Origin of the sequence: Corynebacterium ihumii (assembly GCF_028609825.1) — a bacterium.
Taxonomy (GTDB): Bacteria; Actinomycetota; Actinomycetes; order Mycobacteriales; family Mycobacteriaceae; genus Corynebacterium; species Corynebacterium afermentans.
The window spans coordinates 54,453-80,656 of sequence record NZ_CP063190.1 but is presented as its reverse complement, the minus strand read 5'-3'; the positions used below and the strand labels follow the sequence as shown (position 1 = coordinate 80,656).

At 65.8% G+C, this 26,204-nt stretch carries 24 protein-coding genes and 1 pseudogene; 11 read left to right on the top strand and 14 right to left on the bottom strand.

What is annotated here, in order from left to right:
- The first annotated feature begins 12 nt into the window (after positions 1–12).
- Positions 13–2,115, top strand: a complete 2,103-nt coding sequence (locus CIHUM_RS00320; protein WP_034997741.1) for an ATP-dependent RNA helicase — start codon at positions 13–15, stop codon at positions 2,113–2,115.
- Here CIHUM_RS00320 and CIHUM_RS00315 read toward each other — a convergent pair.
- Positions 2,096–2,740, bottom strand: coding sequence for a Rib/alpha-like domain-containing protein (locus tag CIHUM_RS00315; RefSeq protein ID WP_034996812.1), 645 nt, complete (start codon positions 2,738–2,740; stop codon positions 2,096–2,098). The two genes, CIHUM_RS00320 and CIHUM_RS00315, sit on opposite strands and share 20 nt — an antisense overlap.
- Before the next feature lie 88 nt (positions 2,741–2,828).
- Between CIHUM_RS00315 and CIHUM_RS00310 the strand changes: the two genes are divergently transcribed.
- Positions 2,829–4,280 carry an amino acid permease gene (locus CIHUM_RS00310; protein WP_034996811.1) on the top strand — a complete coding sequence of 484 codons (1,452 nt, stop codon included), beginning with the start codon at positions 2,829–2,831 and terminating at the stop codon, positions 4,278–4,280.
- Here the strand turns inward: CIHUM_RS00310 and CIHUM_RS00305 are convergent.
- Positions 4,263–5,012, bottom strand: coding sequence for a TSUP family transporter (locus CIHUM_RS00305; protein WP_034996809.1), 750 nt, complete (start codon positions 5,010–5,012; stop codon positions 4,263–4,265). The genes CIHUM_RS00310 and CIHUM_RS00305 overlap by 18 nt on opposite strands.
- A gap of 18 nt (positions 5,013–5,030) precedes the next feature.
- Here CIHUM_RS00305 and CIHUM_RS00300 point away from each other — a divergent pair, with 18 nt between their 5' ends.
- Positions 5,031–6,020, top strand: a complete 990-nt coding sequence (locus CIHUM_RS00300) for an AbrB family transcriptional regulator (protein ID WP_074431954.1) — start codon at positions 5,031–5,033, stop codon at positions 6,018–6,020.
- Here CIHUM_RS00300 and CIHUM_RS00295 read toward each other — a convergent pair.
- Positions 5,995–7,638, bottom strand: coding sequence for a DUF885 domain-containing protein (locus CIHUM_RS00295; RefSeq protein ID WP_034996806.1), 1,644 nt, complete (start codon positions 7,636–7,638; stop codon positions 5,995–5,997). The two genes, CIHUM_RS00300 and CIHUM_RS00295, sit on opposite strands and share 26 nt — an antisense overlap.
- Before the next feature lie 66 nt (positions 7,639–7,704).
- On the opposite strand from CIHUM_RS00295, the gene CIHUM_RS00290 reads away from it, so the two are divergent.
- Positions 7,705–8,760: an ROK family transcriptional regulator gene (locus tag CIHUM_RS00290; RefSeq protein ID WP_034996805.1), complete on the top strand. Its 1,056-nt coding sequence runs from the start codon at positions 7,705–7,707 to the stop codon at positions 8,758–8,760.
- Positions 8,761–9,546: a serine hydrolase gene (locus CIHUM_RS00285; RefSeq protein WP_051106205.1), complete on the top strand. Its 786-nt coding sequence runs from the start codon at positions 8,761–8,763 to the stop codon at positions 9,544–9,546. It abuts the gene before it with no gap.
- Between the two features lie 148 nt (positions 9,547–9,694).
- On the opposite strand, the gene CIHUM_RS00280 is transcribed toward CIHUM_RS00285, so the two are convergent.
- On the bottom strand, positions 9,695–10,627 hold the full coding sequence (locus CIHUM_RS00280; protein WP_034996804.1) for a Sir2 family NAD-dependent protein deacetylase: 933 nt from the start codon (positions 10,625–10,627) through the stop codon (positions 9,695–9,697).
- Positions 10,628–10,763: 136 nt separating this feature from the next.
- Here CIHUM_RS00280 and CIHUM_RS00275 point away from each other — a divergent pair, with 136 nt between their 5' ends.
- Positions 10,764–11,993 carry a dicarboxylate/amino acid:cation symporter gene (locus CIHUM_RS00275; protein WP_034996801.1) on the top strand — a complete coding sequence of 410 codons (1,230 nt, stop codon included), beginning with the start codon at positions 10,764–10,766 and terminating at the stop codon, positions 11,991–11,993.
- A gap of 3 nt (positions 11,994–11,996) precedes the next feature.
- Here the strand turns inward: CIHUM_RS00275 and amn are convergent, their stop codons facing one another.
- Both amn and CIHUM_RS00265 read right to left on the bottom strand, forming a co-directional pair.
- A complete protein-coding gene (gene amn, locus CIHUM_RS00270) occupies positions 11,997–13,355 on the bottom strand; it encodes an AMP nucleosidase (RefSeq protein ID WP_034996791.1) in 1,359 nt (452 codons plus the stop codon).
- A 9-nt stretch (positions 13,356–13,364) separates the two neighbouring features.
- Positions 13,365–13,952, bottom strand: coding sequence for a TetR/AcrR family transcriptional regulator (locus CIHUM_RS00265; protein ID WP_081634351.1), 588 nt, complete (start codon positions 13,950–13,952; stop codon positions 13,365–13,367).
- A gap of 41 nt (positions 13,953–13,993) precedes the next feature.
- Here CIHUM_RS00265 and CIHUM_RS00260 point away from each other — a divergent pair, with 41 nt between their 5' ends.
- From CIHUM_RS00260 to CIHUM_RS00250, 3 genes are all read left to right on the top strand, one after another.
- Positions 13,994–15,304 carry a M20/M25/M40 family metallo-hydrolase gene (locus CIHUM_RS00260; protein ID WP_034996789.1) on the top strand — a complete coding sequence of 437 codons (1,311 nt, stop codon included), beginning with the start codon at positions 13,994–13,996 and terminating at the stop codon, positions 15,302–15,304.
- 36 nt (positions 15,305–15,340) lie between these two features.
- Positions 15,341–15,859: an excalibur calcium-binding domain-containing protein gene (locus tag CIHUM_RS00255; protein ID WP_074431953.1), complete on the top strand. Its 519-nt coding sequence runs from the start codon at positions 15,341–15,343 to the stop codon at positions 15,857–15,859.
- A gap of 167 nt (positions 15,860–16,026) precedes the next feature.
- Positions 16,027–16,587 (top strand): hypothetical protein, encoded by a 561-nt coding sequence (locus tag CIHUM_RS00250; protein WP_034997735.1) that lies wholly within the window; start codon positions 16,027–16,029, stop codon positions 16,585–16,587.
- Here the strand turns inward: CIHUM_RS00250 and CIHUM_RS00245 are convergent.
- The 4 genes and pseudogenes from CIHUM_RS00245 to CIHUM_RS00235 all read right to left on the bottom strand — a co-directional run.
- Positions 16,566–17,723 carry an alpha-amylase family protein gene (locus CIHUM_RS00245; protein ID WP_034996786.1) on the bottom strand — a complete coding sequence of 386 codons (1,158 nt, stop codon included), beginning with the start codon at positions 17,721–17,723 and terminating at the stop codon, positions 16,566–16,568. The two genes, CIHUM_RS00250 and CIHUM_RS00245, sit on opposite strands and share 22 nt — an antisense overlap.
- 10 nt (positions 17,724–17,733) lie before the next feature.
- The gene (locus CIHUM_RS00240) at positions 17,734–18,978 is read right to left on the bottom strand and encodes an ATP-binding protein (RefSeq protein WP_034996784.1); all 1,245 of its coding nucleotides are present in this window, start codon (positions 18,976–18,978) and stop codon (positions 17,734–17,736) included.
- 34 nt (positions 18,979–19,012) lie between these two features.
- Positions 19,013–19,375, bottom strand: coding sequence for an SRPBCC family protein (locus tag CIHUM_RS11010; RefSeq protein WP_316244759.1), 363 nt, complete (start codon positions 19,373–19,375; stop codon positions 19,013–19,015).
- An 18-nt stretch (positions 19,376–19,393) separates the two neighbouring features.
- A pseudogene (locus CIHUM_RS00235) lies at positions 19,394–20,632 on the bottom strand (glutaminase); the annotation flags it as partial.
- A 57-nt stretch (positions 20,633–20,689) separates the two neighbouring features.
- Here CIHUM_RS00235 and CIHUM_RS00230 point away from each other — a divergent pair.
- Complete coding sequence (locus CIHUM_RS00230; RefSeq protein ID WP_034996781.1) at positions 20,690–21,862, top strand: globin domain-containing protein; 1,173 nt, start codon at positions 20,690–20,692, stop codon at positions 21,860–21,862.
- On the opposite strand, the gene CIHUM_RS00225 is transcribed toward CIHUM_RS00230, so the two are convergent.
- Positions 21,859–22,545 (bottom strand): helix-turn-helix transcriptional regulator, encoded by a 687-nt coding sequence (locus CIHUM_RS00225; RefSeq protein WP_051106202.1) that lies wholly within the window; start codon positions 22,543–22,545, stop codon positions 21,859–21,861. The genes CIHUM_RS00230 and CIHUM_RS00225 overlap by 4 nt on opposite strands.
- Positions 22,546–22,636: 91 nt before the next feature.
- Here CIHUM_RS00225 and CIHUM_RS00220 point away from each other — a divergent pair, with 91 nt between their 5' ends.
- A complete protein-coding gene (locus tag CIHUM_RS00220; RefSeq protein WP_034996780.1) occupies positions 22,637–23,020 on the top strand; it encodes a cupredoxin domain-containing protein in 384 nt (127 codons plus the stop codon).
- On the opposite strand, the gene CIHUM_RS00215 is transcribed toward CIHUM_RS00220, so the two are convergent.
- The 3 genes from CIHUM_RS00215 to CIHUM_RS00205 form a co-directional block, all read right to left on the bottom strand.
- Positions 23,001–24,185: a hypothetical protein gene (locus CIHUM_RS00215; RefSeq protein ID WP_051106200.1), complete on the bottom strand. Its 1,185-nt coding sequence runs from the start codon at positions 24,183–24,185 to the stop codon at positions 23,001–23,003. The genes CIHUM_RS00220 and CIHUM_RS00215 overlap by 20 nt on opposite strands.
- A 1-nt stretch (position 24,186) precedes the next feature.
- A complete protein-coding gene (locus CIHUM_RS00210; RefSeq protein WP_034996778.1) occupies positions 24,187–25,539 on the bottom strand; it encodes an MFS transporter in 1,353 nt (450 codons plus the stop codon).
- Positions 25,540–25,623: 84 nt separating this feature from the next.
- The gene (locus tag CIHUM_RS00205; protein WP_034997730.1) at positions 25,624–26,169 is read right to left on the bottom strand and encodes an LURP-one-related family protein; all 546 of its coding nucleotides are present in this window, start codon (positions 26,167–26,169) and stop codon (positions 25,624–25,626) included.
- Positions 26,170–26,204: the final 35 nt, after the last annotated feature.

Here is a 26,204-nt window from a genome sequence, read left to right as displayed (position 1 = left end):
CCCTTTATTGCCATGTTTGACCTCGCGAAAATCGGACGGGATTTGCCCGTGTCGCGCGTCATCGACCAGTTGCCGGACAAAGGCCCGCTGGTGGTGGAAGCGCCGCCCGGCACGGGCAAGACCACGCTGGTGCCGCCGGCGATCGCGAACAAGGTGGGAAAAACGCTGGTCACAGCGCCCAGGAGGGTGGCGGTGCGGTCCGCGGCGCACAGGCTCGCGCAGCTCAGCGACAGCGAAAAGGTTGGCTACAGCATCCGCGGCGAGCACAAGGACGGCTCGTTGGTCCAATTTGTCACGCCGGGCGTGCTGCTGAACCGCCTGCTCGAGGACCCGGGCCTCGAGGGCGTCAACGCGGTGGTGATCGACGAGGTGCACGAGCGCCAACTGGACACCGACCTGGTGCTGGCGATGTGCATGGAGGTCGCGCTCCTGCGCGATGACCTGTACCTGGCGGCCATGTCCGCCACCCTCGACGCTCAAAAGTTCGCGGACCACATGCGCGCGCAGATTCTGTCCACGGAGGCGGTGACGCACCCGCTGGACATCCAGTACGCGCCGCACGCAGAAAGGATCCAGGGGACAAAGGAGTTTTATCGTCACGTCGCCGCCCACGCCCAGAGCGAGCACCGGACGCTCGTGTTTGTGCCGGGCGTGCGAGAGGTGGACTTGGTGTGCGGGTTCCTCGACGACGCGAGGCCGCTCCACGGCCGCCAGACCAGCAAGGAGCAGGACGACGCGCTGCGCGGCGCCAACAGGGTGGTGGTGGCGACGTCGGTGGCGGAGTCGTCGATAACTGTGCCGGGGGTGCGCAAGGTGGTGGACTCCGGGCTGTCCAGGGTGCCCAAGCGCGACGCCAGGGGCATGACGGGCCTGGTCACGGTGTCGGAGGCGAAAACCAGCGCTGACCAGCGGGCGGGCCGCGCGGGGCGTGAGGGACCCGGCGAGGTGGTGCGCATCTTCACCCGCGACGAGTACGCAAAGATGCAGCCGGACATCACCCCGGAAATCCTCACCGCGGACCTCACCGGAGCGCTGCTGACCATGAAGGCGTGGGGGTCGCCGGACTTACCGCTTATCGACGAACCAAAGGACCTCTCCGAAGCCGCATCCAACCTCGAACAGCTCGGGGCGACACATAACGGCAAGATCACCGCCTTTGGTAAGAAGCTCGCGAGTATGCCCCTGGACCCGAGACTCGGCGCGGCGCTGCTGGAGTGGGGCGCGCAGGCGGCGCCGACGGTGGCGAGACTTGCAGGCGAGGCGGACCCGAAGCGGCTGCGCAGGCTGGTGGAAGACAAGGGCCCGGTGGACCCGGGCGAAGTCATTGCGTCCGCCTTCCCGCAGTGGATAGCCAAGAAGGTGGGCGAGGACTACCAGCTGGCGTCCGGAACACGAGCGAAGTTCAACTCCAATGCAGAGTGGATCGCCGCCGCGGAGGTGCAACGGACTCACAACGGTGCGGTCATCCGGGAGGCGGAGCCGATCGCGTTTCCGGAACACCGCGTGGTGGAAGAAAAGGTGGCCTACCTGGAAGACGGCAAGGTCCGGGGCCGGAAGGTGGCCAGGATCGGCGCGATCGAGCTCAGCTCCACACCGGTGAAGCTCACGCCGGATGAGGCGGCGGAGGCGCTCACCGGGCTAGATTTCGCCAGCTTCCCGCTCACCAAGGAGGAGCAGCACTTGAAGGAGCGGCTGGACTTCCTGCACGAGACGCTGGGCTGGCCGGATGTCAGCCAGGGCGATTATTCGGTCGAGGTACGTGGGGTGGCCGAAGGTGCGTCGATAGGCAGCTGCGACATGCGGCAAGCGATGCTGCGCCAACTGGATTGGCGGCAGGTGGCGGAGCTGGATGCGGCGGCGCCGAATGAATACCAGTACGGCAGCGGCAGGCCGGTCAAGCGCGTGAAGCTGCAGCACATGTTTGGCCAAAAGGGACAGACGGTCTCAGGCGTGAAGGTGCTGTACCACCTGCTCTCCCCCGCCGGGCGCCCGCTCGCGGTGACGGACGACCTAGACAGCTTCTGGGAGGGGCCGTACCAGCAGGTGCGCAAGGAGATGCGGGGCCGCTACCCCAAACACGCGTGGCCCGAGGACCCTACTGGCACTGGGAAATGATGGCGCCGGCGCCGGCGAGGCCCGCGGCGGCGAGGATGGCGGCGATGCCCATGTCCACGTCCCTGGAGTTGAGGTCGCGAAGCTTCACGTCCAACTGGAACGGTAGGTCGTCCACCTGCAGCTGCAGGTGATCCTGGCGCGCCACGAACGGGATGCTCAGCTGGGACGCGAACCCGAGGGGCAGCAACACAAGCAGCGGCAGGCCGACGCCGAGGGCTGTGGCGGCGCAGCGGTGCGAGACCTCCGGGGCGTACTGGACAAACGCGTCGATGACGGCGCCTTCCTGGGACGCCTCATCCTCAGTCTCGTCGCCCAAAGTGACGCGGACCGGGAAGTCCTGGGTGGTGTCGTCCGCGAACGTCGCGGTCACGGTCCACGTGTACACGCCGGGGGTGATGTCCTCCCCCGGTTCGAGGCGGATGGTGCCGTCTGGCGTGATCGTCGCCCAGCTAGGCATGGAGTTCGCTTCGTACCATGCTGCACCGAGTGGCAGCGGGGGTTTTACGGTGGCTGTAAGGCCCGGAACCACGTTGGTGGGATCGTACCCATCTTCGGCATGAGCTGGGGAAACGGACGCGCAGGCGAGCGCGATGGCGCTCGTGAAGGCGATAAGTTTGGTGCGCATTTCTAAGGTTTCCTCAGTTGTAAATGTTTATACGGCTTTGAATATGGAATGATTGTAGTAGACAAGTCCTGATGTAGTCTTACTCGCCATGTCAAAGCGCACTGTTTCCGTGTGGACCTTGGTCTCACTCATTATCGGATCCACCATCGGGTCCGGCATTTTCGCGCTGCCCCAAAACATTGGTTCAGTAGCCAGCCCGGGCGCCATGCTCACCGGCTGGGCTATCGCGGGCGTGGGAATGCTTTCCATCGCCTTCGTTTTCCAAATCCTCGCGGTGAGGAAGCCGCACCTGGACTCCGGCGTCTATTCCTACGTGCGGGCGGGGCTGGGCGATTTCATCGGGTTTACCTCCGGCATGGGCTACTGGCTCGGCTCCGTGATGGCCCAGGTGGGTTACGCCACACTGTTCTTTAACACACTCGGTTACTACTTCCCGGCCTTCTCCAACCGCTGGGTGCTGGCCCTCTCAGTGAGTGCAATGAGCTGGCTGATCTTCTACGGCCTGACACGCGGCTTGAGGCAGGCGGCAGTGATGAATGCGGTGACGACCGTGGCAAAACTGCTGCCCATCCTCGCCTTCATTGTGCTGGTGGCGTTCCTCGGCTTCTCCTGGGACCGCTTCACCATGGATTTCTGGGGTTCACATATCCCCTTCACTGACCAGCTCAAGGGCATCATGCTCTACACCGTCTGGGTCTTCATCGGCATCGAGGGCGCCTCGGTGTACTCGAAGCAGGCGCGTGTGCGTAGCGACGTGGGCAAGGCCACCATCATCGGCTTCCTGTCCGTTTTGGGCCTCCTGGTGGCGGTGTCCACCCTCTCCTACGGCGTGCTCAGCCAGGAAGAGCTGGCGGCGCTGCCGGACAATTCCATGGGTGCGGTGCTCGAGCAGGTGGTGGGCCCGTGGGGCGGCGCCCTGATCTCCATCGGTCTGTGCCTGTCGGTGCTGGGCGCGTATGTGTCGTGGCAGATGCTGTGCGCCGAGCCGATCGTGCTCATGGCTCTCGACGGCCTTTTGCCCCGCTCCATGGGCAGCCACAATTCCAACGGTTCCCCAGTACGCGCGCAGCTGCTGTCCACGCTGGCGATCCAGTTCTTCGTGGTGGTGTTCTTCCTCTCCTCGGCGTCCTACAACGCCATGGTGCAGCTGGCCACCATCATGTACCTGCTGCCGTACATCTTCTCCTCCATCTACCTGGTGCTCTTAACCATCAGAGGCAAGGGGCTGACCCACCCGCACGCCGGCACGCGTTTCGACGACTCCGGGCCAGAAGTGCCCCGCCGCGACAACCGCAGGCACCTTATCGTGGGCCTGATCGGCTCCGTGTACTCACTCTGGCTGATCTACGCCGCGGACCCGGTGTACGTGCTGCTCGGCGCGCTCGCCGTGGTGCCGGGCCTGGTCCCCTACATCTGGACGCGCCGCAAGCACGGCGACACACTCTTCAACGCCTTCGAAAAGGTCGTTGTCGCGGTGGTGCTGGTCGCGGCAGTGATCGCAGTGGTCGGGCTGGTGAACGGGTCACTGGTGTTGGAGTAGGTCCCAGCCCAACTTCGCACATAGCGTGACGACGAGCCCAAGGAGCGCCACGCGCACCAGCGTGGACCCGCCCTTGAGCACCGTGCGCGCCCCCAGCTGCGCGCCCGCCACGTTGGCCGCGGCAAGGGCGAGGGCGAGCTTCCAGTTGATGAAGCCGCCGAGCCCGAACACCAACAACGCGCCCAGGTTCGTTGCGGTGTTGATCACCTTCGCCATCGCCGCCGAACGCACAAAGCCCTGGGTGAACACGGCAGTAAACGCCATGATGAGGAACATGCCGGTGCCGGGGCCGAACACGCCGTCGTAGCCACCGATCAGCGCCACAGCGAGCGCGGCGAGGACGAGACGTTTGCCGGAAAAGATGCCGGCGCCCTCCTGCCCGAACTTCGGGTTCAGCGCCACAAAGACGCCCACTCCGATAAGCAGGACGAGGATGATTGGGGTGGCCACGGAGTCGTCGATAAGCGAAACCGCCCTGGCGCCGAGCGCAGCCATCACACCCGCGATAAACGCGTAGACCCAGGTCACCCTGGGGACCCCAACGCGGCGCACGAGGGTGGCGGCGGCGGACGCGGTGCCCGAGATTGCGGCGACCTTGTTCGTGGCCAGCACAGACGCTGCCGGCATGGACGTGGCCGACATCAGCACCGGGATGAGCACGAGACCGCCGCCGCCGATCACGGCGTCGATCCAACCGGCGAACGCGGACGCGGCGAGGAGGAAAACGATCACGGGACTACTATGCCCCACATGAACCGTTGGCTTGTGGCTGCTCCGTTGTCGGCGGCGCTCGGGCTGCTGTTTTCGTATCTGGGGGTCCCAGCAGCGTGGATCCTCGCCGGGATTCTGGGGGCCGGATCGGTGGCGCTGGTGACGCAGGACGACCTGCCCGTCAACGAGCACCTGCTCACCTTCGCCCGCGGCACCGTCGGTGTGTTTGCGGCGCTGCCGCTGGTGGGGATGAACCCGCTGCCCTACCTGCTGCCGGGCGTGGTTGCGGGCGCGGTGGTGATTGCCATGGGCTTTGCCGGTGGTTTGGTTTTGGCCAACCACGGCGTTTCACGGGAAACGGGCGTGCTGTCACTTTTGCCCGGCGGGGCGTCGCTGATGCCGGCGATCGCGCGCGACGTGGGCGCGGACATCCGCTACGTCAGCCTCAGCCAGTACCTGCGCCTGCTCATCGTGTCCGTGTCGCTGCCGCTGGTCGCCTCGCAGTTTTCTCCCGCCACCCAGACCGAACTCGAGCCCTACTGGTGGATGTGGCTGCTGGTCCCGGCGCTGATCGTCTGCGGGTTGTTCGCGGGCAAGCTGCTGCGGTTTCCCAACCCCTCAGTCTTCGGCCCGATGGCGCTAACGGTGCTGGTGGGCGCGCTTATAGACGTGACCATCGTGCCGCCCCAGCTGCTTTCCATCGTGGGCTTTTTGGCCATCGGCTGGATGTGCGGTGGCGGGCTGTCCGTGCCCGCGCTGCGCCGGTTCTCCCGCCTGCTGCCCGCCACGCTGGCCTACATCGCCGGGCTGATGCTCGCGTGCGCCGGCATGGGGTGGCTGATGTCCAAGTGGCTGGGCCTGAGTTTCTACGAGGGCTACCTGGCCACCAGCCCCGGCGCGCTGGAGACGGTGCTGGTGCTGGCAACCAGCCCGGCCGTGGTGGCGCTGCAGGTGATCCGGCTGATCATGGTGATCCTCATCGCCGGGTGGCTGCCCAAGATCCTTAGTGGTGGAGCACCTCGTTCGTGAGCATGTCCATGGGCATGGAGCCGAGCTTCAGCGCCTTGACGTGGAACTCGTGCTCCGTCATCCCCTGGGCCATTGCCTGGCGGCGCAGATCCACCCAGTCCTTGTAGCCCAGCGCGTACGACGGCGCCTGGCCTGGCCAGCCCATGTAGCGGTCCAGCTCGAAGGCCAGGTTCGCCTCCGGCATCGCGGTGTTGTCGCGCAGGAAGGCCTTCGCGTATTGGGCGTTCCAGGTGCCGGTGCCCTCCGGGGTGCACTTGCCCAGGTGGACGCCGATGTCCACCATCACGCGGGCGAGGCGCAGGCGCCTGGAGTCAAGCAGGCCCATGCGGTAGCCGGGGTCCTCGAAGAAGCCGTGGTCCTCCATGAGGTGCTCGGCGTAGAGCGCCCAGCCCTCGCCGTGGGCGGAGTTCCAGCACACGGAGCGGCGCCACAGATTCAGTTCGCTGCGGTTGAGCAAGGCGTAGCCGTGCTGCAGGTGGTGGCCCGGCACGCCCTCGTGGAAGACGGTGGACATCTCCTGCCAGGTATGGAACGTCTCCTGGCCTTCCGGCACAGACCACCACATGGTGCCGGGGCGGATCATGTCGTCGCTGGGCGGGGTGTAGAAGATGCCGCCGGAGCCGGCGCGGTCGATGCCGCACTCCACCGTGTGCAAGCCCTCGGGCACGTGGAAGGCGTCGGCGGCTTTGTCGTTGAGCTCGGACATCCACGCAATCAGCGCGTCCGTGCCGCGGAGGATGTAGCGCTCGTCCTGGTTCAGGTTGCGGTAGGCACCTGCCACGGAGATGTCTCCGTAGAGCTCGTGCGCGATGGCGCGCTGCTCCTCCACGGTCTTCGCCAGTTCCTCCTGTGCCCAGTCGTAGCTGGTGTCTAAGTCCACCTCGCGGCCGTGGAAAAACTCGGCGAACAGCTGGTACCGCTCGCGGCCCACGCCATCGTTGTGGGATGCCTGCGGCGACAGCTCTGTGGACAGCCAGTCCGCCATCTCCAGGAATGCCTCCTTGGCGTGCCCCACCACATGCGAATCGGGCGGCAGGCCCAAGTGGTCCAGCTGGGATTCGGTGTCGCCCAAAAGCTCGCACTGGTTGATCACTGCGTCGATCTGGCGGTGGGAAGCAACATCGCCTGTCGACGCCGCTTCGCTCAGAGACTCGCGGTAGCCCGCCAACGCACTCGGAATCCGCGACATGCGCGAGGCGATGTTGTCGAAGTCCTCCTCTGTCACCTTCGGCATCAGGGCGAAGGAGTCGCGGATGGTCTGCACCGGCGAGTCGATGTTGTTCAGCCGGCACAACAGCTCGCCGCGGTGGTGGAACTCCAGCTCCGCGCTCATTCGGTCGCGCAGGATCGCGGCGGTGAGGTTGTCCACGTCGTCGAAGTCGTCCTCGTCGTCGGAGGCGTCCGTGGAGTCGTTGAGCGCGTCCACGTCCGCGACAAGGTCGCGCATCCTGTCGGCCAGGCGCCCCCAGTAGTCCGGGGAAAAGTCCTGCAGCTCCCCGTCGTGGCCGTCGATGCCGATCTGGGTGGCAAGGGTGGGGCTGATCTCGGCGAGGTCGTAGACGAAGTCCTCACAAGTGGCGTCCAATAAGGACGGCTCGCGCCAGCTTTCGTTGGTCATGCCGAGCGATTGTATCGGAGCTGGCCAAATGGACAATTACGTCAGGGGCCAGGTAAATATATTCATATGCCCTTCTCACGCCCGCGAACGCCAGCAGCTAAGTGTCTGCACCTTATTCGGCTGCACGAGACGACGTCGAGAAGCGATCTTGTGAAAGCAACCGGCCTGTCGCAGCCAACCGTCACACGCGCGATCTCCGCGCTGGTGGACGCAGGTTACGTCACCGAGCGCAACGACCTGACCCAGTCCAAGGGGCGCGGCCGCCCCACCATCCCGCTGGAGCTGGCGGACACCCCCGGCGTGCACGCGGGCGTGTCGGTGGGCACCGAATCCACCTACGTGGCCCTGTTCGACCTGAAGGGCCGCACGCTGCTGTGCCGCGACATGGAGATCACGGTGAAGAACGTCAGCGAGGACGACTTCATCCAGTCCATGATGGCGGAGCTGAACCAGATGACCACCAAGCTGGAGCGCCCCATCCGCGCCGTGGGCGTGACCACCTCCGGCACGGTGCGCAAAGGCGGCAAGGTCTTCGCGCCGAACCTGGGCTGGGACGGCGTGGACATCGGCGACCAGCTGCGCGAGCAGTTCTCGGTGCCGGTGGAGGTTTCCTCCATCTCCAGCGCGATTGTCGGCTCGGAGATGCACTCCACCGCCTCGCTGAACATCCCGTCGGTGATGGCGCTGTTCGCTGACGACTCCATCGCCTGCGCCATCTCCCACCCGGACGGCGTGGAGCCGATCGAGGTGGAACAGGGCGAGCTGACCACCCGGGGCCTGATCGACGCCATCGGCGAGGAGGATATCCGCACGCTCAAAGACGCGGTGACCGACTCGCGCGAGGACACCCGCTACGCGCTGGACCGCCGCGCGCGGGGCCTAGGTTCGCTGGTGGCGGGGCTGTGCAGTACCTACTCCCCCGCGACGGTGGTGGTGGCGGGCAGCGCGTTTATCGACGACCCGCTGGCTGCCGCCCCGTTCGCCCGCACCGTTCGCTCGGAGGCGAACTGCCGCCCGGAGCTGCGCCTGATCCCCACCCACCGCGAGGTTGTGCGCGACATCGCCCGCGCGGTGGCGCTGGACTACGTGCTGCACGAGCCGCTGAAGGTGGCGGAGGCGTAGATGAAGCGCGCCGCTTGGGCTTGCGTGCTGCTCCTGGCCGGTTGCGCCGCCCAGGAGCCCGAGCCGCTGCACACTGAGGTGACCACCCAACCCGCGCCCGACCCCTTCGAGGGGCTGGAGGATGCAGTGGCAGCAATTGAGAAGGAGACGGGCACTGAGGTGGGCATCGCGCTTTTCGACGGCTCCGAGATGACGCAAACAGGATCCCTCTACGCACTACCGGCCTGGTCCACCATCAAGATCCCCATCGCCCGCGCCGCGGTGGAGCACTGCGACTACGGCGAAGAGTACGTCGAGGAACTCACCGAAGCCTCGATCAAGTGGTCCGACAACGACTCCGCGCGCACCCTGTGGGACTGCATGGGCAGCGACAAAGAAGCCGGGGAGAAGGTCCGCGACGAGATTGCCAAGTCCGGCTCCAAGGTGCAGGTGGAAGGCGCCTTCGGCACCACCAGCTGGTCGTTTCCCGGGCAGGCGCGCTACGCGTTCTACCTCAGCCAGCAAGACGAGGACGACCCGGTGATCATGGAGATGCACCACATCGCCGAAGACCAGTCCTACGGGCTGGGCACGCTAGAGACCGTGCCGTTCAAGGGAGGCTGGTCCGACGACGAGACCGACGGGTCCTGGCACACCCGCCAGTTCGGCTGGTTCGACGGCTACGGGGTAGCCATCGGCGCTCGCAGCGAGGACGGCAGCTACGACGACACCATGGACGCCCTAGACAAGGTGGCGGAACTGTTGCAGCTGCGGCTCGACGAACTTGAAGAGGGCCTGCAGCACTGACAGCACCGTCAGCACAGTGGCGGTGAGGTCGCCTACCTCGCCGTAGCAGGTGGAGTTGAACGGGCGCCGGGTCAGCGGCGAATAGACGGGTGCGCGTGCCCTGAGCGTAGCGAGTACCAGAGCATAAAGCAGGCTGGAAAACGGCCGATCACAGGTCGAGCCCATCCAGGATGTCGTCGAGCGCGTCGGCGATGTCGACTCTCCACAGCGTGTCTACTTTCGCGTCGGCGCGGCCCGGCCCACCATTGATCACGGCGGTGGGTTTGCCCTGCTTTTTCGCGTCGAGGATGAACTTGTAGCCGCTCATCACCGCCAAGGAGGTGCCGATCGCGATCACGCCTGTGGATTCCTCCAACCAAGCATCCGCAGCTTTTCGACGTTGCCTCGGCACCCCCTCTCCGAAGTACACCACATGCGGCTTGAGCCTGTGGCTGCCGCAGTTCGGGCAGGCGATCATGCGGAAACGCTGAACGTCTCCGGGCTTGAGCTCCACATCGCCGTCCGGGTTAAGCATGGAGCCCTCCACCTCGACCGAGTCGAAGTAGGTGGGGTTGGCGGCGGTGAGCAGGGCGTCGATAAGCGAGCGCTCGTGCAGCGTTGTGCAGTCGAGGCAGACGACGTGCTCCATGTCCCCGTGCAGCGCGATGACGTTGTTGGAGCCCGCCTGAGTATGCAGCCCGTCGACGTTTTGGGTGATGATGCCGCGGATCAGCCCCGCCTTCTCCAGCTCAACGAGGGCAAAGTGCGCGCGGTTGGGGCGGGCCTGGCGCATGTAGCGCATACCCACGAACGCGCGGGCCCAGTAGCGGTGCACCTGGGTCGGCGAGTGCGCGAACTCCTGGAACGTCATCGGGCGGGACTTGGTCAGGCGGCCGTTTTTGCTGCGGTAATCGGGAATCCCCGAATCGGTGGAGATGCCCGCGCCGGTGATGACCAGGGTTTTTGGGTTTCCTAGTTGGTCGAGGATTTTCGCTTTGGCGTTCGGAGTGGGCGCGGTAGTTTCGGTGACGACCCGCTCGATGGAGCGCACGGCGGAGCGGTGCGCCATGGCGATTGCGGGGTCGTCGAAGTGGGGGTCCATCGTCTGGGGAGTCTATCCCCTGGGCCCGGAACAGACCGTGTTGTCTATTTGTGTGGTTTACATTTTCGGACTGAAGGAGTAGTTTATCCACGTCTTTATCACATAAATGAACAATTCTGTCTAGAAGGAGCCGCTCGTGCCTAAGTGGGCAACTAGCTTCGGCGCACAAGTTATCTACGGCCTGATCATCGGCCTCATCCTCGGCTTCATCGCCGTGGACGTCCAGCCGCTGGCCGACACCCTGGACTGGGTCGGATCAACCTACGTCCAGCTACTGAAACTGCTGGTCCCGCCGCTGGTGTTCACCGCGGTGGTCACTTCCATTGCCAACCTGCGCCAGGTCACCAACGCCGCGCGCCTGGCCGTGCAGACCCTGGTGTGGTTCGCCATTACCGCGTTCTTCTCCGTGGTCATCGGCATCCTCGTCGGCCTGGTGATCAAGCCCGGCGCGAACACCTCGGTGGATGCGGGCACGGCGGCGGAGCCGACGTCGACAGGCTCGTGGATGGGCTTTTTGAACTCCGTGGTGCCCTCCAACATCCTCGGCCTGGGTGTGTCCGGCGAGTCCGTGAAGTTCAACGTCCTGCAGATCCTGGTGGTCTCGCTGCTGCTCGGCATCGCCGCGGTGCGCGTGGGCAAGGCCGCCGAGCCGTTCATCGAGTTCTCCGGCTCCCTGCTCAAGGTGGTCCAGGAGGTGCTGTGGTGGATCATCCGCCTCGCCCCGATCGGCACCGCCGCCCTGATCGGCAACGCGGTGGCGTCCTACGGCTGGGACGCGCTCGGCTCGCTGGGCAAGTTCGTGCTGGCCATCTACATCGGCCTGGCGCTGGTGATCTTCGCCCTCTACCCCGCTGTTTTGGCCGCGCACCGCATCCCAGTGCTGGAGTTCTTCCGCCGCGTGTGGCCCGTGACCACGCTGGGCTTCGCCACCCGCTCGTCCATGGGCGTGATGCCGGTGACCCAGCGCACCACCGAGGAAGCTATGGGCGTGCCCAGCGAGTACGCATCCTTCGCCATCCCGCTCGGCGCAACCACGAAGATGGACGGCTGCGCCTCCATCTACCCCGCCATCGCCGCCCTGTTCGTGGCGCAGTTCTACGGCATCGACCTGTCCATCTCGGACTACGTGCTCATCGTGATCGTGTCCGTGCTGGGGTCCGCGGCCACCGCCGGCACCACCGGCGCAACCGTCATGCTCACCCTGACCCTGTCCACCCTGGGCCTGCCGCTCGCCGGCGTGGGCCTGCTGCTGGCGGTGGACCCGATCGTGGACATGGGCCGCACCGCAGTCAACGTCACCGGCCAGTCCGTGGTGGCGACGGTGGTGGCGAAGCGCGAGAAGATCCTCGACGAATCCCGCTGGTAGGCCCTACCTAAACGGCACCTCGCCGATCGCGCGGCGCAGTTTGCGCGTGCGCAGCCGCTCCGGATGCCGCGCGAGCTTCTCCACGGCCCGGACGGCGCACATGACGTGCGCTTCCTTCGAGTTGGAGTAGAACGCCTGGGCGCCGGCGGGCAGCTTCGGCACGGCGTGCAGCGGCAGGTCGGACACCGCCAGCAGGGTGCCGTAGGGCACGCGGTAGCGGTACCCGTTCGCGGCGATGGTGCACGACTCCATGTCCACGGCCGCCGCGGTGGAGCCGCGCAGCCATTCCCACAGGTCGCGCGGGTCCTTCCACTCCCAGTTCCGATCGCCGGTGCTCAACACTGTGCCGGTGCGCATGAGAGACGCGTCCGATCCGTAGACCTTGGACACCGCCTTTTCCAGCGTGCGCTGGATCTCCGGCACGGCGGGAATGGGCAGTTCGCGGCGCAGGTAGTCGTCGAGCACGTGGTCGTGGCGCTCGTACGCGTTGCCCAAAATCAGATCACCGATGCGCATGCGGGCGTCCAGGCCGGCGCAGTGGCCGATCATGATCCACGCCTCAGGCCGCAGCACCGCAAGCGAGTCGGTGATGGTCTTCGCGTTCGACGGTCCGACACCGATGTTGATCATGGTGATGCCGTCGCCGTTTTCGGTGACCAGGTCGTAGCGCGGCATCTGGAATTTCGACTCCAGCTCCAGGTCCTCCAGCGCCACGGTGTCGGACACGGTCTCCCCGCTCGGCAGTACCAGGCGCGTGTAGCGCGAGTCAGGATGAGACAGCTCGCGCAGCCCGAACTTCACAAACTCGGTCACGTGCATGGCGTAGTTCGTGAACAGGATGAAGCGCTGCAGTGAGTCGGCTTCGATGCCGGTGTAGTGCTCTAACCTTGCCAGCGCGAGGTCGAAGCGCTGCGGCCCGAAGTGGAACAGCGGTTTCTCGGCTCCGTTGAAGGCGTCCCAGTGGCCGTCGACAATCGCGTCGTGCACCTCATCCAGGGTGGGGCGCGGCAGGTTCGCGGTTTCGTCGATAGGCGGCATGCCCTTGATGTAGGCGGGCGGGATCGCCACATCCGAGTACCCGACCTCCACCGAACATGGATAGTTGGAGGTCAGCGCCTCAAGCTGGGCCGTCAGGTACGGCTCCATGAGGTCCGGGCGCGAGATGACTGCGGAGTAGGTGCCGGCCTCGTCGACGTAGCCGAAGGGCTCAGAGCGGTCGATCGGCCGCCACCGCTCCACCTCCACCGTGAGTTTGGGGTACCGCACCTCCCCGTAGCGGTCGAAATCCCCCGAGCGCGCGATTTCGCACGACTTCTCGTAGAGGGCTTTCAGCTTTGCGACGACCTCCGGTACCTCACACATGCAGCCAGGCTACTCACGAATGAGCACACGGCGCACAGCTTCGGCGCGACGGCCGATCTCCTCCGCGGTGCAGCCCTCGCGGAGGCACTGCTCAATGAGGCGCTGGATGCCGGCGACGTAGACGCGGGACATGTCGGCGATGAGCTCGGCGTCCGCATCCCCCCACTCCCTCGAGCGCGGAAGCAGCTGCTCGCGCATCGTGTCCTGCATGACGCGCTGCACCTCATTGTCGAACACGGTGTGCACCGGGGAATCGATCAGGCGCACGGCGGCTTCGTTCTTTCCGTCGACGACGCTGACCAGTTCGACGACTGACGCCTCGAAGTTATGGTCGATCGCGAAACGCTCCGCGAAGCGCTCGTAGGCGGCCAGCACCCAGTCTGCTGCGGTAGCGAGGATGAGCGCGTCGCGGTCGGCGAAGTGCTGGTAGAACACCTGGCGGCTCACGCCGGCTTCTTTCACAATCTGCGAAACATTGAGGTCGGCCACATCATGGTCGTTGAGGAGGCGAAGCACTGCCTGGACAAGTGCATTGCGAGTACGAAGGGCGCGCGGGTCCGTGCTGTCAGACCGGCGGCCAGGCAGGTCGTAGTTCATCCTGAGCTCTCCAAATACTTTGGACGTTAGGCTTTTCTACTATGAGCCTAACCGATGACACCCTGGGACTATTGCAGACTCTCATACGGAATGCATGCGTCAACTATTTTTCGGCAGATTCTGGCCAGGAGGAAAGAAACGCCGACACGTTGGAGACTTTCTTCGCAGGTACCGACGTCAGTTTGGAACGCTATGAGCCGCACCCTGGACGCGTGTCCATCAGCTTCACTGTGGAGGGCACAGACCCCGCTGCGGAGCCGCTGACACTCCTCGGCCACACCGACGTCGTGCCCGTGGACGAGGACAAGTGGACCACCGACCCGTTCGGGGGCCAAATCATCGACGGGCGCGTCTACGGCCGGGGCGCCACCGACATGCTCTACATCACCGCAGCGATGGCGGCGTGCGTGCGCGACGTGGCTCGCGCGGAGAGGCCGCGCGGCACCCTGACCTTCGTAGGCTGCGCCGACGAGGAGGCCCGCGGCGGGCTCGGCGCGAAATGGTTGGCCGAACACGGGAAGTTCTACTGGAAGAACTGCCTGTCCGAGGAGGGCGGATCGCACATTCCCGCTGTCGACGGCTCCGACGCGCTGGCGGTCGTCGTCGGCGAGAAGGGCGCCGGCCAGCGGCGCTTGACCGTCCACGGCGACGCCGGCCACGGCTCCGCGCCTTATGGCCGCGACCTGGCGGTGGCGAAGATCGCCGAGGTGGCCCGGCGCGTCGCCGCCATTGAACCTGAGGTGCGTGCCGACGAGATCTGGGAGGGCTACGTCCGCGCCTGGAAATTCGACCCCGCGACCGAGACGGCGCTGATGCGTGGAGAAGGCTACGAGGCGTTCGGCCAGCTGGAGAGCTACTCCCACGCTATGAGCCACCTGACCATCTCCCCGACCGTGTTACGCGCAGGCAACGGCATCAACGTCCTGCCGTCCGAGGCGTGGCTGGAACTGGACATCCGCCCCCTGCCCGGACAGACGCAGGAGGAGATCGACTCGTTGTTGCGTTCTGCCTTGGGCGAGCTCGCCGACGAGGTAGAGATCACCCACCTCATCACAGAAGACGGGACCGTCTCCCCCACCTCCGGCCCGCTTTTTGATGCCATCTGCCAGACCTTCGACGAGTTCTTCCCCGGCGTGCCAGTCGTGCCCACGATCGCGGCCGGCGGGTCGGACCTGCGCTTTGCCCGTCGGAAGGGCGGCGTCGGATACGGGTTCGCCCTGCACGCCCGCGAGGAGACGCTGGGTTCCGTGCTGGGCCAGCTGCACAGCCACGACGAATCCGTCTCCGTGGAGGACGTGGACCTGACCGTGCGGGCGTACCGCTCCCTAATCCGCCGCTTCGTCGGGGCTTAGGCGCGGCTGGGATTAGGCTGTGTGATACTTGTGTGCATGAAGAAGACTCTCGTAGCTACCACCGCCGCCGTCGCGGTCGCCGCCGGGGCACTGACTGTGCCCACCGCTCACGCAGCGGAACCCACAACCACGATGACGGTGCCTGCCAAAGCGCAGTCCAAACCACAGGAAGACGATCCGTCTACGCTGAAAATCGTGGGTATAGTCGTCGGCTCCCTCGCCTTCGTTGCCGCAGCGGGCGGCGGAGCATGCTGGGCAATGCAGCAGGGCTTCATCCCGAACCCGGCACCGAATCTCATCCCGTGCCACCCGGTATCGAAGCCTGCACCGGCACCGGCTCCGCGTCCTGCCCCCGCACCCGCACCGGCTCCCCGTCCTGCCCCGGCTCCAGCACCCGCACCGGCTCCCCGTCCTGCCCCGGCTACCAAGACGTACCCCAACTGCCGCGCAGTGTGGAACGACTTGGGTGGCCCGATCCGCCGCGGCGACGCTGGCTACGGACCGCACTTAGACCGTGATGGCGACGGCGTCGGCTGCGAGAAGCGCCCGAAGTAGCCTCCAGCACTGGGGGTTCTCGGTCTCCCCCGCACCGAATCGTGAAAACCGCTGAGCAGAACTCCGGCATATAGAGCCCTGTTTTCCTAAGGAAAGCGGGGCGCTGAGGCATGACTCAGGGACGTAACACCTACCACATTGGCCCCATCCGTGACATACTGGCCTGCATGAAGATCCGCACCCTTGCAATGACCGCCACCCTCGCCGGCACCGTCGCACTCGCGCCGACCGCCGGCGCCGACGCCATCGACGACGCCCTGGCCAAGATGCCGTCCGGCCCGATCTCCTGCGACCAGGCCTCCCGCTACTGGACCAACGACGCCGACTACCAGCAGAAAGTCCGCCAGGCCCGGGCGGTCGCCGCGTTCGACCGTCGCGGCCCGCAGATCCTCGACGCACTCTCGCGTGTCGACGAAGCCGCGAACCGCTGCGGCCTCAAGGGCGGTGCAAAGCCGGCTCAGCCGAAGCAGAGCAACCAGAGCAACCAGCAGAACACCCAGCCGAAGCAGCCCCAGCAGCAGCCTCAGCAAGCCCAACCGAAGCAGCAGCAGACCCAGAACCCCCAGAACCTGAACGTCAGCCCGCAGCTGATCAACCTCGCGCCGGCCGGCGTGCCCACCGTTGAGGTGCCGGTGGCGAATGTGGTCACGCTGCAGCTGCCGGACATCATCAAGATCATTCAGCAGGCGCTGGCGCAGATCCTGGCTTACTTCAACATCCAGCTGTAAAGCTCGTCGCCGCCTGAGTGCACCCGCACGCCGGGGGCGCGCGTGAGCCAGAGGTCCGTCTGCAGGGAGTGCTCGCCGTCGAAGGCCCGGAACGAGATGGTCTCGTTGGTCTTGTCCAGCACCTCCACCGACGCGCGGGTGAGCCACGCGTTGCGGCGGCGCACCCCGATCAGCCGCTGGTACTCGGTGAACAACCAGCCGCCGAGCGGGGACAAATCTGCGGGTGAAGCGGGCAGAGCGGGGCGCACGGCGTCGTCGGCGGACCAGCTTTCACCGCGCACGCCGGTAAAGCCCTGCTCGTCGCCGTAGTAAATGGACGGCATGCCGGGCACCGTCAGTAACACGGCAGCGGCCAGCACCGCCTTGTCCTCGCCGACGGTGGAGGCGATGCGGTCCACGTCGTGGTTGCCCACGAACGTGTTGGGCAGGATGTCGGTTGGATGCCGCTCGAGTGCGTGGGCGAGCTCCCAGAAGTTCGCGTCCACAAGCGAGGACCAGGTCGCCTTCCACAGCTCGTACTGGGTCACGGCGTCCAGGGAGCCAGCCTTGCCTATCGACGAGTAGTCCCCGTGGATGACCTCCCCCAAAAACATCGCGTCGGGGAACTCTTTACGTACGCGCGCGAGCACGTCGGCCCAGAAGTCGGCGGGCACGGCGTACGCGACGTCAAGGCGCCAGCCTGCGATGCCGCGGCGCAGCCAGTGCAGCATGATCTCCGCCACGGCATCGCGCACAGCATCGTCCCCATGGTGCAGGGTGGCCAGCTCGCCGTGGCCCTCCCAGTCCGTGTCGCCGGCGAGGCCCTGCTCAACCCACGGGTGCGTGCGGGCGACGTGGTTGAACACTCCGTCCAACATGATGTGGATGCCGCGGGCACGGCATTCGTCGATAAGCCAGGCGAAGTCCTCCTCATCGCCGAGGCGGGGGTCGATGCGGAAGTGGTCGAGGGTGTCGTAGCCGTGGGTGGTGGAGGCGAAGATGGGTCCGAGCAGCAGCCCGTTGCAGCCGAGTTCCACCAGGTAGTCCAGCCACGGCTCGAGGGCGCGGAGGCGAGGGGCCGAATCGTGTTCCTCGCGGATCGGTGCGCCGAGGGCGGCCAGCGGGTAGACATGCCACCAGATTGTTCGGTCCAGCATGGGCTCGAGCCTACGCACCGAGCAACGCCAAGGGCACGACCGCGACACCATCCGGGCGTCGGTAGGCGCGGGTGCCGGTGGTGAGAATGACGGTGTCGACCACATCGTCGGGCAACTTCTTCCGCAGCCACAGCAGGTGCTTCACGTCGTCGTCACTGATGTTCGCGGCGAGTTTGACCTCAAACGCCACGATGGCGCCGTCTTGATCCTGCGCGATCAGGTCCACTTCACGGTCGCCCTTCACGGTGCGGAAATGGCCGACGTTGCCGAAGGTCGCCTGCGCCGCCACCCGCACCGACAACGTGGCCAGGGACTCGAAGAGCGGGCCAAGCAGGTAGTTGAACCGGCCGGTCAGCTTCGTAGCGGGAATGTCCAAAAGCCGGAGCACAAACGCGGGATCCGCGAGCTGGTGCTTCGGTGCCTTTGCCAGGCCCGCGAACGGGGACCGCCGCATGTCCCACGCCGGCACCGGGTCCAGCATCCACACCTCGGCGAGTTTCTCGCGATACACCATGGTTGTGGTTTTGGCGGGCTTGTTGGACTCCCCGGGCGTCGCGGCATCGAGGATCTCCTGGTAGCTCGTGGTGGTCGAGCTCGCCGCCGCGTACGCCGCCAGCCAGTTCATCAGCGCCGCCGGGTTGCGCGCGGTGTAGCCCTGCTCCGGCAGGTCACGGTCCACCACGCGTGCAAGGTACGAGTCGAGCTGCTGGTTGCGCAGCGCCGGGGGCGCCTCATAGAACCCGGGGAAGCCGCCGGATGCGATGGCGTCGATGTAGTACTTGAGCGTTTTGTCGGTCTCACCTGCGATTGCTGCCCCGCCCTGGAACAGCTCGCCCATGCTTATCGACGGCTCCGCCCCCGCCCGTTCAAACAGCGCCAACGGCCGCATTCGTAAGGACAGGATTCGACCGGCCCCACTGTGTGTGTCCGTGCCCGCCGCCGGTGTGGCTGACCCGGTGAGGAGGAAACGGCCGGGTGCGGCACCCTCGTCGACAGCGCGGCGCACATAGTCCCAGGACTCGGGGTGGCGTTGCCACTCATCGATGAGGATTGTGCCGGATTTTTCTGCGCTGAACGTGGGGTCGGCGGCGAGCACACCGGCGCCCTCCTGCGTATCCAGCCGCATAACGGTGGAGGCGCGGCGACGTGCGGTTTCGGTTTTTCCTACTGCTTTAGGCCCTTCCAGCGCAATTGCCGCAGCGTGCGAAATGAGCTGGTCAAGTTGGGCGTCGACGGCTCGCGGAAGGTAACTCATAGCGCCCTACACTACTAATTTTCCGTCGTGAACGCTACGAATTTTCCTCCCGGTTGATCAGAGGCTGCAGGCCCTTGGCAATGCGGTCCTTCCAGGTCTTGGCAATTTCCTCGTACCCGCGGTCGTGCGGGCGGATACCGCGGTGGGTGAAATTGACCTTGGTTTTGCCCTCTTCTTCCTCGATGTCGAAGATGAGCGAAGTGTCGTCCCACTCGCCTTCGGTGGGTTCGACGTTCCAGACCACGCGTTTGCCGTCGTCGGCTTCTTGCACGGAGAAGTCGCCCTCCTCGGCGTGGAACTCGCCGCCTTTCACGCCGGCCTCGCCCTCGACCTTCTGGTCCCACCAGCTGTTGGGTTTGGTGATCGCGCGGTAGACCTCCTCGCGGGTGGCGGGCACGGAGAAGGAGGCGGTGAAGTCGCGGATGGCTTGGGCGGTGGTGCCGTCGGCAAACGTCCAGTCGGACAGGGTGTGGTCTGGGTCGTAGATGGCCACCTCGCAACCGTCGTCTTTGTACTTCATCAGCCCGTCTTTGATCAGGTCGCGGCCGGCTTTGTTGAAGCCGGTCACACCGGAGACGTCGAAGATCAGTTTCTCGCCGTGGAGGCGGCGCTGCGCCAGCCCGCGCAAGATCTTCTCGGCGGCGGTGAAGTTGATCATGCCTTGCAGTTCCACGATGTCGGCGCCCTCGCGGCGCTCCACGGACTTGATGCCCGGCGCGAGGTAGAAGTTGGAGGACAGCAGGTTCAGGCCCAGTGAGCTGGATAGTTCGCGGAAGATTTTCACGCCGCGCACGGAGTTGCCCTGCTTGTTCAGCCGCGGGCTGAGCGACGCGATCCCGAGCTGCCCGGGCAGTGTGCCGATCAAGCCGCCGGCCACACCGGATTTGGCGGGGATGCCCACGTTGACCATCCACTGGCCGGAGGCGTCGTACATGCCCGCGGAAACCATGACAGCCTGGGCGAGGCGCGCCGCTTCGGCGGAGAGGATTTTCTCACCGGTGACGGGTTGGGTGCCGCCGTTGGCGAGGGTGGCGGCCATGGTGGCGAGGTCGCCGACGGTGACCAGCACTGCACACTGGGCGATGTAGCTGGCCACGGCGTCGTGGGCGTCGTCGGTGATCATGCCGCCGTCGCGAAGCATATGCGCGAACGCCTTGTTGCGCTCGGCGCTTTCCAGCTCGGAGTCGAGCACGCGCTGGTCCATGGTCAGCTCGCGGCCGGCCAGGCGGGAGAAGTAGTCGCGCAGCTTCTCGCTGCGCTGCTCCACCGGAATGTCGGGGCCGCCGATGAGTTGGTTGACCGTGATGGCGCCGGCGTTGATGAGGGGGTTGGCGGGGCGGCCGTCGTCGTCAAGCGAAAGTGCGTTGAACGCCTCGCCGGACGGCTCCACACCCACGTGCTGGTGCACCTCGTCCGGGCCGTACATGTCTAGCGCGAGTGCGTAGACGAAGGGTTTGGAGATGGACTGGATGGAAAATTCATAGTCCGCATCGCCGATGGCGTAGAGGTGGCCGTCCGTGGTGCACATGGCCAGCGCGAGCTTGTTCGGATCGGCGTTTTTGAGCACGTCTATGTAGTCGGCGAGTTCGCCGCTGTCTTGGTCGCGGACGCGGTCCACGATGGCCTGGAGGTGGTCGTTGACTGGCGAGAGCATAGAGCAAGTGTAGAGGCCCACCCTGCGAAGGAATTTAAAACGGATATAATCGTGTTTATGTACAATGACACACTCCCAGATTCAACGCACGCACACCTCTCCCAGGAGCACGCCGGCACCGTCAAGGCGACGCTCCAACCGGTGGGCGAGAACATCCAGACCATTGCGAACACCTTCTACTCCAAGATGTTCGCGGCCCACCCCGAGCTCATCTCCGACCTGTTCAACCGCGGCAACCAGAAGCAGCAGGCGCAGCAGAAGGCGCTTGCGGCGTCGGTGGTGAAGTTCGCCTCGCATCTTGTGGACGACTCCGCGCCCGACCCGGTGGTCATGCTCAACCGCATCGCGCACAAGCACGTCTCCCTCGGCGTGACCGAGCCGCAGTACCAGATCGTGTACGAGAACTTGATGGCCGCGATCGCAGAGGTGCTCGGAGACGCCGTCACGCCCGAGGTGGCGGAGGCGTGGAGCGCGGTGTACTGGCTCATGGCAGACGTGCTGATCAAGGCCGAGAAGGATCTCTACGCCTCCGACGGGGTCGCCGATGGCGACGTGTTCCGCCGCGGCACGGTGGTGGAAAAGACCGAACTTTCGAGCACCGTGACCGCGTTCACCGTGGAGGGCGACTTTACGCAGCCGAAGCCGGGCCAGTACACGTCTATTGGCGTCAAGCTTGACGACGGCGCACGTCAGCTGCGCCAGTACTCCATCATCGAAGGCAGCCCGGCGCGCTACCGCATCGCGGTGCAGAAAGACGGCGAGGTCTCCACGTTTCTGATGGAGCGTGTCAATGTCGGCGATGCCGTGGACGTGACACTGGCCGCCGGTGACCTGGTGCTGCAGCCGGGCGAGCGCCCAGTCTTGCTGATCTCCTCCGGCATCGGTTCCACTCCGTTGACCGGCATCCTCCGCCACCTGGCGCAAAGCGGTGACCCGCGCCGGGTGACGTACGTGCATTCCGACGACTCCGCGGAATCCTGGGCACAGGCGCAGGAAACCCGCGAGCTGGTGGATGAGCTGAAGGATGGGTCGCTGCAGACCTACTTCCGCGGCGACGCTGAGCGCGTCGACGTGGGCGCGCTCGACGTCGCCGGCGCGGACGTGTACCTCTGCGGCGGCACCGGCTTCCTCCAGTCGCTGCGCGAGGACCTGAAGCAGCTGCCCGCCGAGAAGGCCCCCGCCAACGTGTACTACGAGCTGTTCAGCCCGAACGACTGGCTGGTGGCCTAAACCTCCCGTTTGGTCAAGCGGGTGCCGCACTGGCCGGGGCGGTCGTGCGGGATAAGCTGCACCTCCACGTCGCCGGCGCCCCGGTCCAAAAAGCCCTCGTGCAGCGCGCAGACCACCGGGGCGGGGCGGGTACCCTCTTCGGCAATGAAGGGGCAGGCGTTGAGGCCGATCTCGCGCACCTTGGCGCTGGCGGCGTCTGGGCGCGGCGCCGGGTCGAAGCCCATCTCGCGCAGGGTCTGGCAAGTGTGGCGCTCCGCGGTGTCCAGGTCCACCCGCAGGTTTTCGTGGCGGCGGGTGTTCACCCGCTCGGCCCACTGGCGGCCGAGACGCTTCGCGCTGACGGTGTCCTGGTCGGCCAGGGTGTTGGCCAGCACCTCCACCAAGGCAATCATGGAGTGTGAGGCCAGGTTCGTGCGCGCCACGCGGGCGGTGTAGACGTGCGAGGGGCGGCCGCGGCCGGTGCCGGGGGCGACACGGCGGGAGACCACTCCCGCGGACAGGAGCTCCTCTAGGTGGCCGCGCACGGTGTTCGGGTGCATGCCGAGGGCTTCGCCCATCTCGGCGACCTGGATGCCGCCCGGGTTTTCCTGGATCACGTGAAACACCTCGAGCTGCTTTAGGCTGAGGTGGCCGACCGCGTTGAGCAAATCACCGGCGGGACGGGGCGCGTGAGCGCGTTCCATACGCGTTCTCCTGGAAGTGTCTTGTTGGTAAATTCATATTATATTCCAACCTGAGATGTTGGACAACTTGGTTTTGGGAGGAGCTGACCCGATGATACGTGCGGTAGATGCTGCAGCGTGGACGGTTGTCGCCGCAGGTGTCGCGGCTGCCGCCGCTACGGCGGTGATAACGCAGTCCGAGGACGACGAACTGCCCACCGGCGACGACGTCGTCACCGCCGACGTGCGCATTGAGCGCATGCGCTACATTCCCGACCGGATCGAGGTCCCGCGCGGCACTAAGCTAGTGGTCAACCTCGTCAACGACGGCGAGAAGGAACACGACCTGAAAATCGGGGAGGCCAACTCCGGCCGGCTCTCCCCCGGCGAGGCCAGCACTACCTACTTCGGGGAGTTCAACAAGGACACCCGCGGGTGGTGCACCATCGCCGGGCACAAGACGATGGGGATGACGTTTAAGGTCGACGTGATCTAATCACCGCCACCTGCGCCTTCACCGCGCGGGTCAAAAGCGGGATGAACGCCACTAGCACACCGAACGCAACAAACGACAGCACGATCCGCACGTAGGAATTGCCCACCACGAGCCAGGCTAAAAGCGACGCGTTGAACAGGCCGGCGCGCAGGTAGGCGCCCCGGTTGAGCTCGCGCAAACCCGCCTTCACCGCCGCCGGCCCGCCGCCCATGGTGGTGGGCATGAGGTAGCTCATGGTGCCAATGAGCAGCTGGCCCGCAAAGCCGAGCAGCAGCGGCAGTGTGGGGATCTCGCCGGCTCGGCCGAACAGGCGCACCGCGTACCAGGTCAGCCCGCCGATGAGCCAGGTCACCGCGAACAGCGCGGACAGCGCCGGGTAGGTCACACGGTCGCGCGGATCCTTGAGCACCGTCAGCGCGCTGGCCACGAACCCCTGGTAGAGCCACACCCAGCCGGCCAGGATCACCACGGTGCCCGCGCCCACCACCACGGGCAGGCGCAGCAGCGAGCCCGCCACCGCCACGGCAACACCAATGCCGGCGAGCGCGAGCGCCACGCCGACGCGGTCCTGGCCGCGGGTGCGCCACATCGCCGGGAACAGGACGCTCAGTGCGCCCATCGCCGCAAATCCCACGAAGCCGCCCACGTTGGTGAACATGTGCGCCTGGCGTACCGCGGAATGCCACTGCCCCGGCAGCCCCGCGGATAGCGCCGCGCCAAACATAGCCCCCACCGGCAGGCAGCATGCGGAAGCGACAAAGCCTACAACCCCGGCATGTCGGCGCGGTGCCGTGCGCACCTGGCGCGCCAGCACCGCCGCGTGCCAGGCCAGCACGACTGCCACCACCACAGCACCAACCCACACCAGCCAGTACCACCGGACAAGCTGCCCCACCAGCACGGCGATGATGGCGGCGTTGAGGAGGTAGGTGCGGGTAAGTTGGGCGGGCCGTGAGGCGCGGTCAAGCTTCTGCCCCAAGAAGCGCTCGGTGAGGTTTTGGGACCACAACAGGATCGAGTTGGTCAAAATCCCCAGCGTGAAAATGTGGATGAGCAGCCACGACCCGTCCGGGATGAACGGGTGCGCAAGACCGATGAGGATGAACACCGCCATCCAGATACTCACCGGGCGCGAGGCTTTGCGGTGCCACGCGCGGGGGTTCATGTCAGGCATCGACTCCTCCAGACTTCGGGTTGTCGCGGAAACACCACCAGGTGGCCACAGCAAAACACACGGAGCCCGCGGCCAGCACACCGATCACCCCGTTGTAAGCGTCCGTGTACTCTACCCCGCGGTCCAGCGCCGCCTGCAGCAGCGACCCCGTCAGCGCCACGGTAATCAGCGTACCCAGCTCGTAGGACACCTCCTCCACACCCGCGGCCATCCCGGAGCGGTGCATCGGGGCGGACCCGATGATCGCGATCGAGGAGACACTCATCACCGAGCCCGCGGACAGCCCCAAAAGCACCATGCCTATCGACGTCCATCCGGTCGCCAACGCCACCGCCCCCACTACCGCCCCGAAGAACCCACCCGCGATTAGCGGCAGGAAGCCGACCTTGTGCAGGTATGCCCCGCCGAGGACGGAGGCCGGGATGGCGGACAGGGCCATCACGGCGACGGTGGCGCCGGCGGTAAGCGGCGTAAGTGCGTCGACAAGCTGCAGCTTCTGCGTGGTCATCAATTCGGAACCAGCAAGGACGAACATGCCGCCAGCCGCTGCGAGGACGCCGCCGGTGAACAGACGGGAGCGGAAGATGTCGAAGGTCAGCAGCGGGTCCGCGAGGCGGTGCTGACGGCGCACGAACAACCATGCACCGACAGCGGCAGCGGCGAGGGCGGCGAGAGCGGTGGCGGGGCTGTGGGCGGCCTGCTTGATGGCCATGGTCAGGCCCGACAACGCGACCAAGGCGTAGAACGAGGAGACCACGTCCCACTGTTTGTTTCGGTTGGGCAGGTTTTCCGGCGCGAGCGCGACGGTGAGCACTAGCGCGACGACCACGATAGGCACGTTGATGAGGAAGACTGACCCGACCCAGAAATGCTGGATCAGCGCGCCGCCGACCACCGGGCCGAGCGCGCCGCCCGCTACCGCCACCGAGCCCCAGATGCCGATGGCTGTGTTGCGCTCCCGCTCGTCTGGAAACGTCAGGCGGATCAGCGCGAGCGTGGCCGGCATCATCACCGCCGCGCCCATGCCAAGCATCCCACGTGCCAGGATCAGCTCCAGCGGCCCGGGCGCGAACGCCGCACCCAGGGAGGCCAGGCCGAAAATGCCCAGCCCCACGATAAACATCAGGCGGTGGCCCACCCTGTCGCCCAGCGCGCCCGTGCCCAGCAGCAGGCCGGAGAGCACCAGCGGGTACGCGTTAATGATCCACAGGCCCTGCTCCGGGGTGGCGTCATAGCTGTGCTCCAGCGCCGGCAGCGCGGTGTAGAGGATTGAATTGTCCAGGCCGATCATGAGCAACCCGAGTGAAACCACCGCGAAAAATCCCCAGCGCTGCGCTTTAGTCATGGACAGATGTTACCGCTAGTGCCGGGAGCTGATGGGACTGCGACGTTATAACCTCGGCCGCCCGCCTCTACCTGCCAAACCCCACTACCCCGACTGTTTGCGCATCTTCGCGCGCCTCATATCGATCGCTAGCGCGATGCCGATTACCGCCGCATGCTGGCGCTCGTCCAGGCCAGGCTCGATGCGCACCCGGTAGCTCGTCTTACCCATGAGCATCCGCCCCATGCCGGAGTATTCAGCGTCCACGCGCGCGAGCGGGCGGCCCTGGCTGGTCAGCGTGTAGTTCAGCTGGAACGCCTGGCCCTGGATCTGCACGTCCGGGAAACCCGCAACCTCCACGTCGAACTTCACGCCGATCCACGCGAACCGCTGTGTCAACCGCGCGAGCTCTAGCGGCGGGTTGACCTGGTGCACGACGTACTTGTCGCGGATGAAGTTCACCGGGTCCTCGATGCTCAGCACGTGCCTGCCCGCCGCGTCGAAGACCTCCACCCCGCGCGAGGCCTTGACCAGGTCGCTCATCTTCAGCGTCTGCCTGGCCGTGCCCAACAGCTCCCCGCCCGGGCCCTCGATCGCGAATGTGTCGCGGCCCAGGGCCTTCGTTTGCCTTACGACGATCTCACGTTCCATAAACACGCCCCCACCCTAACGCCGCGGGCTGTGTT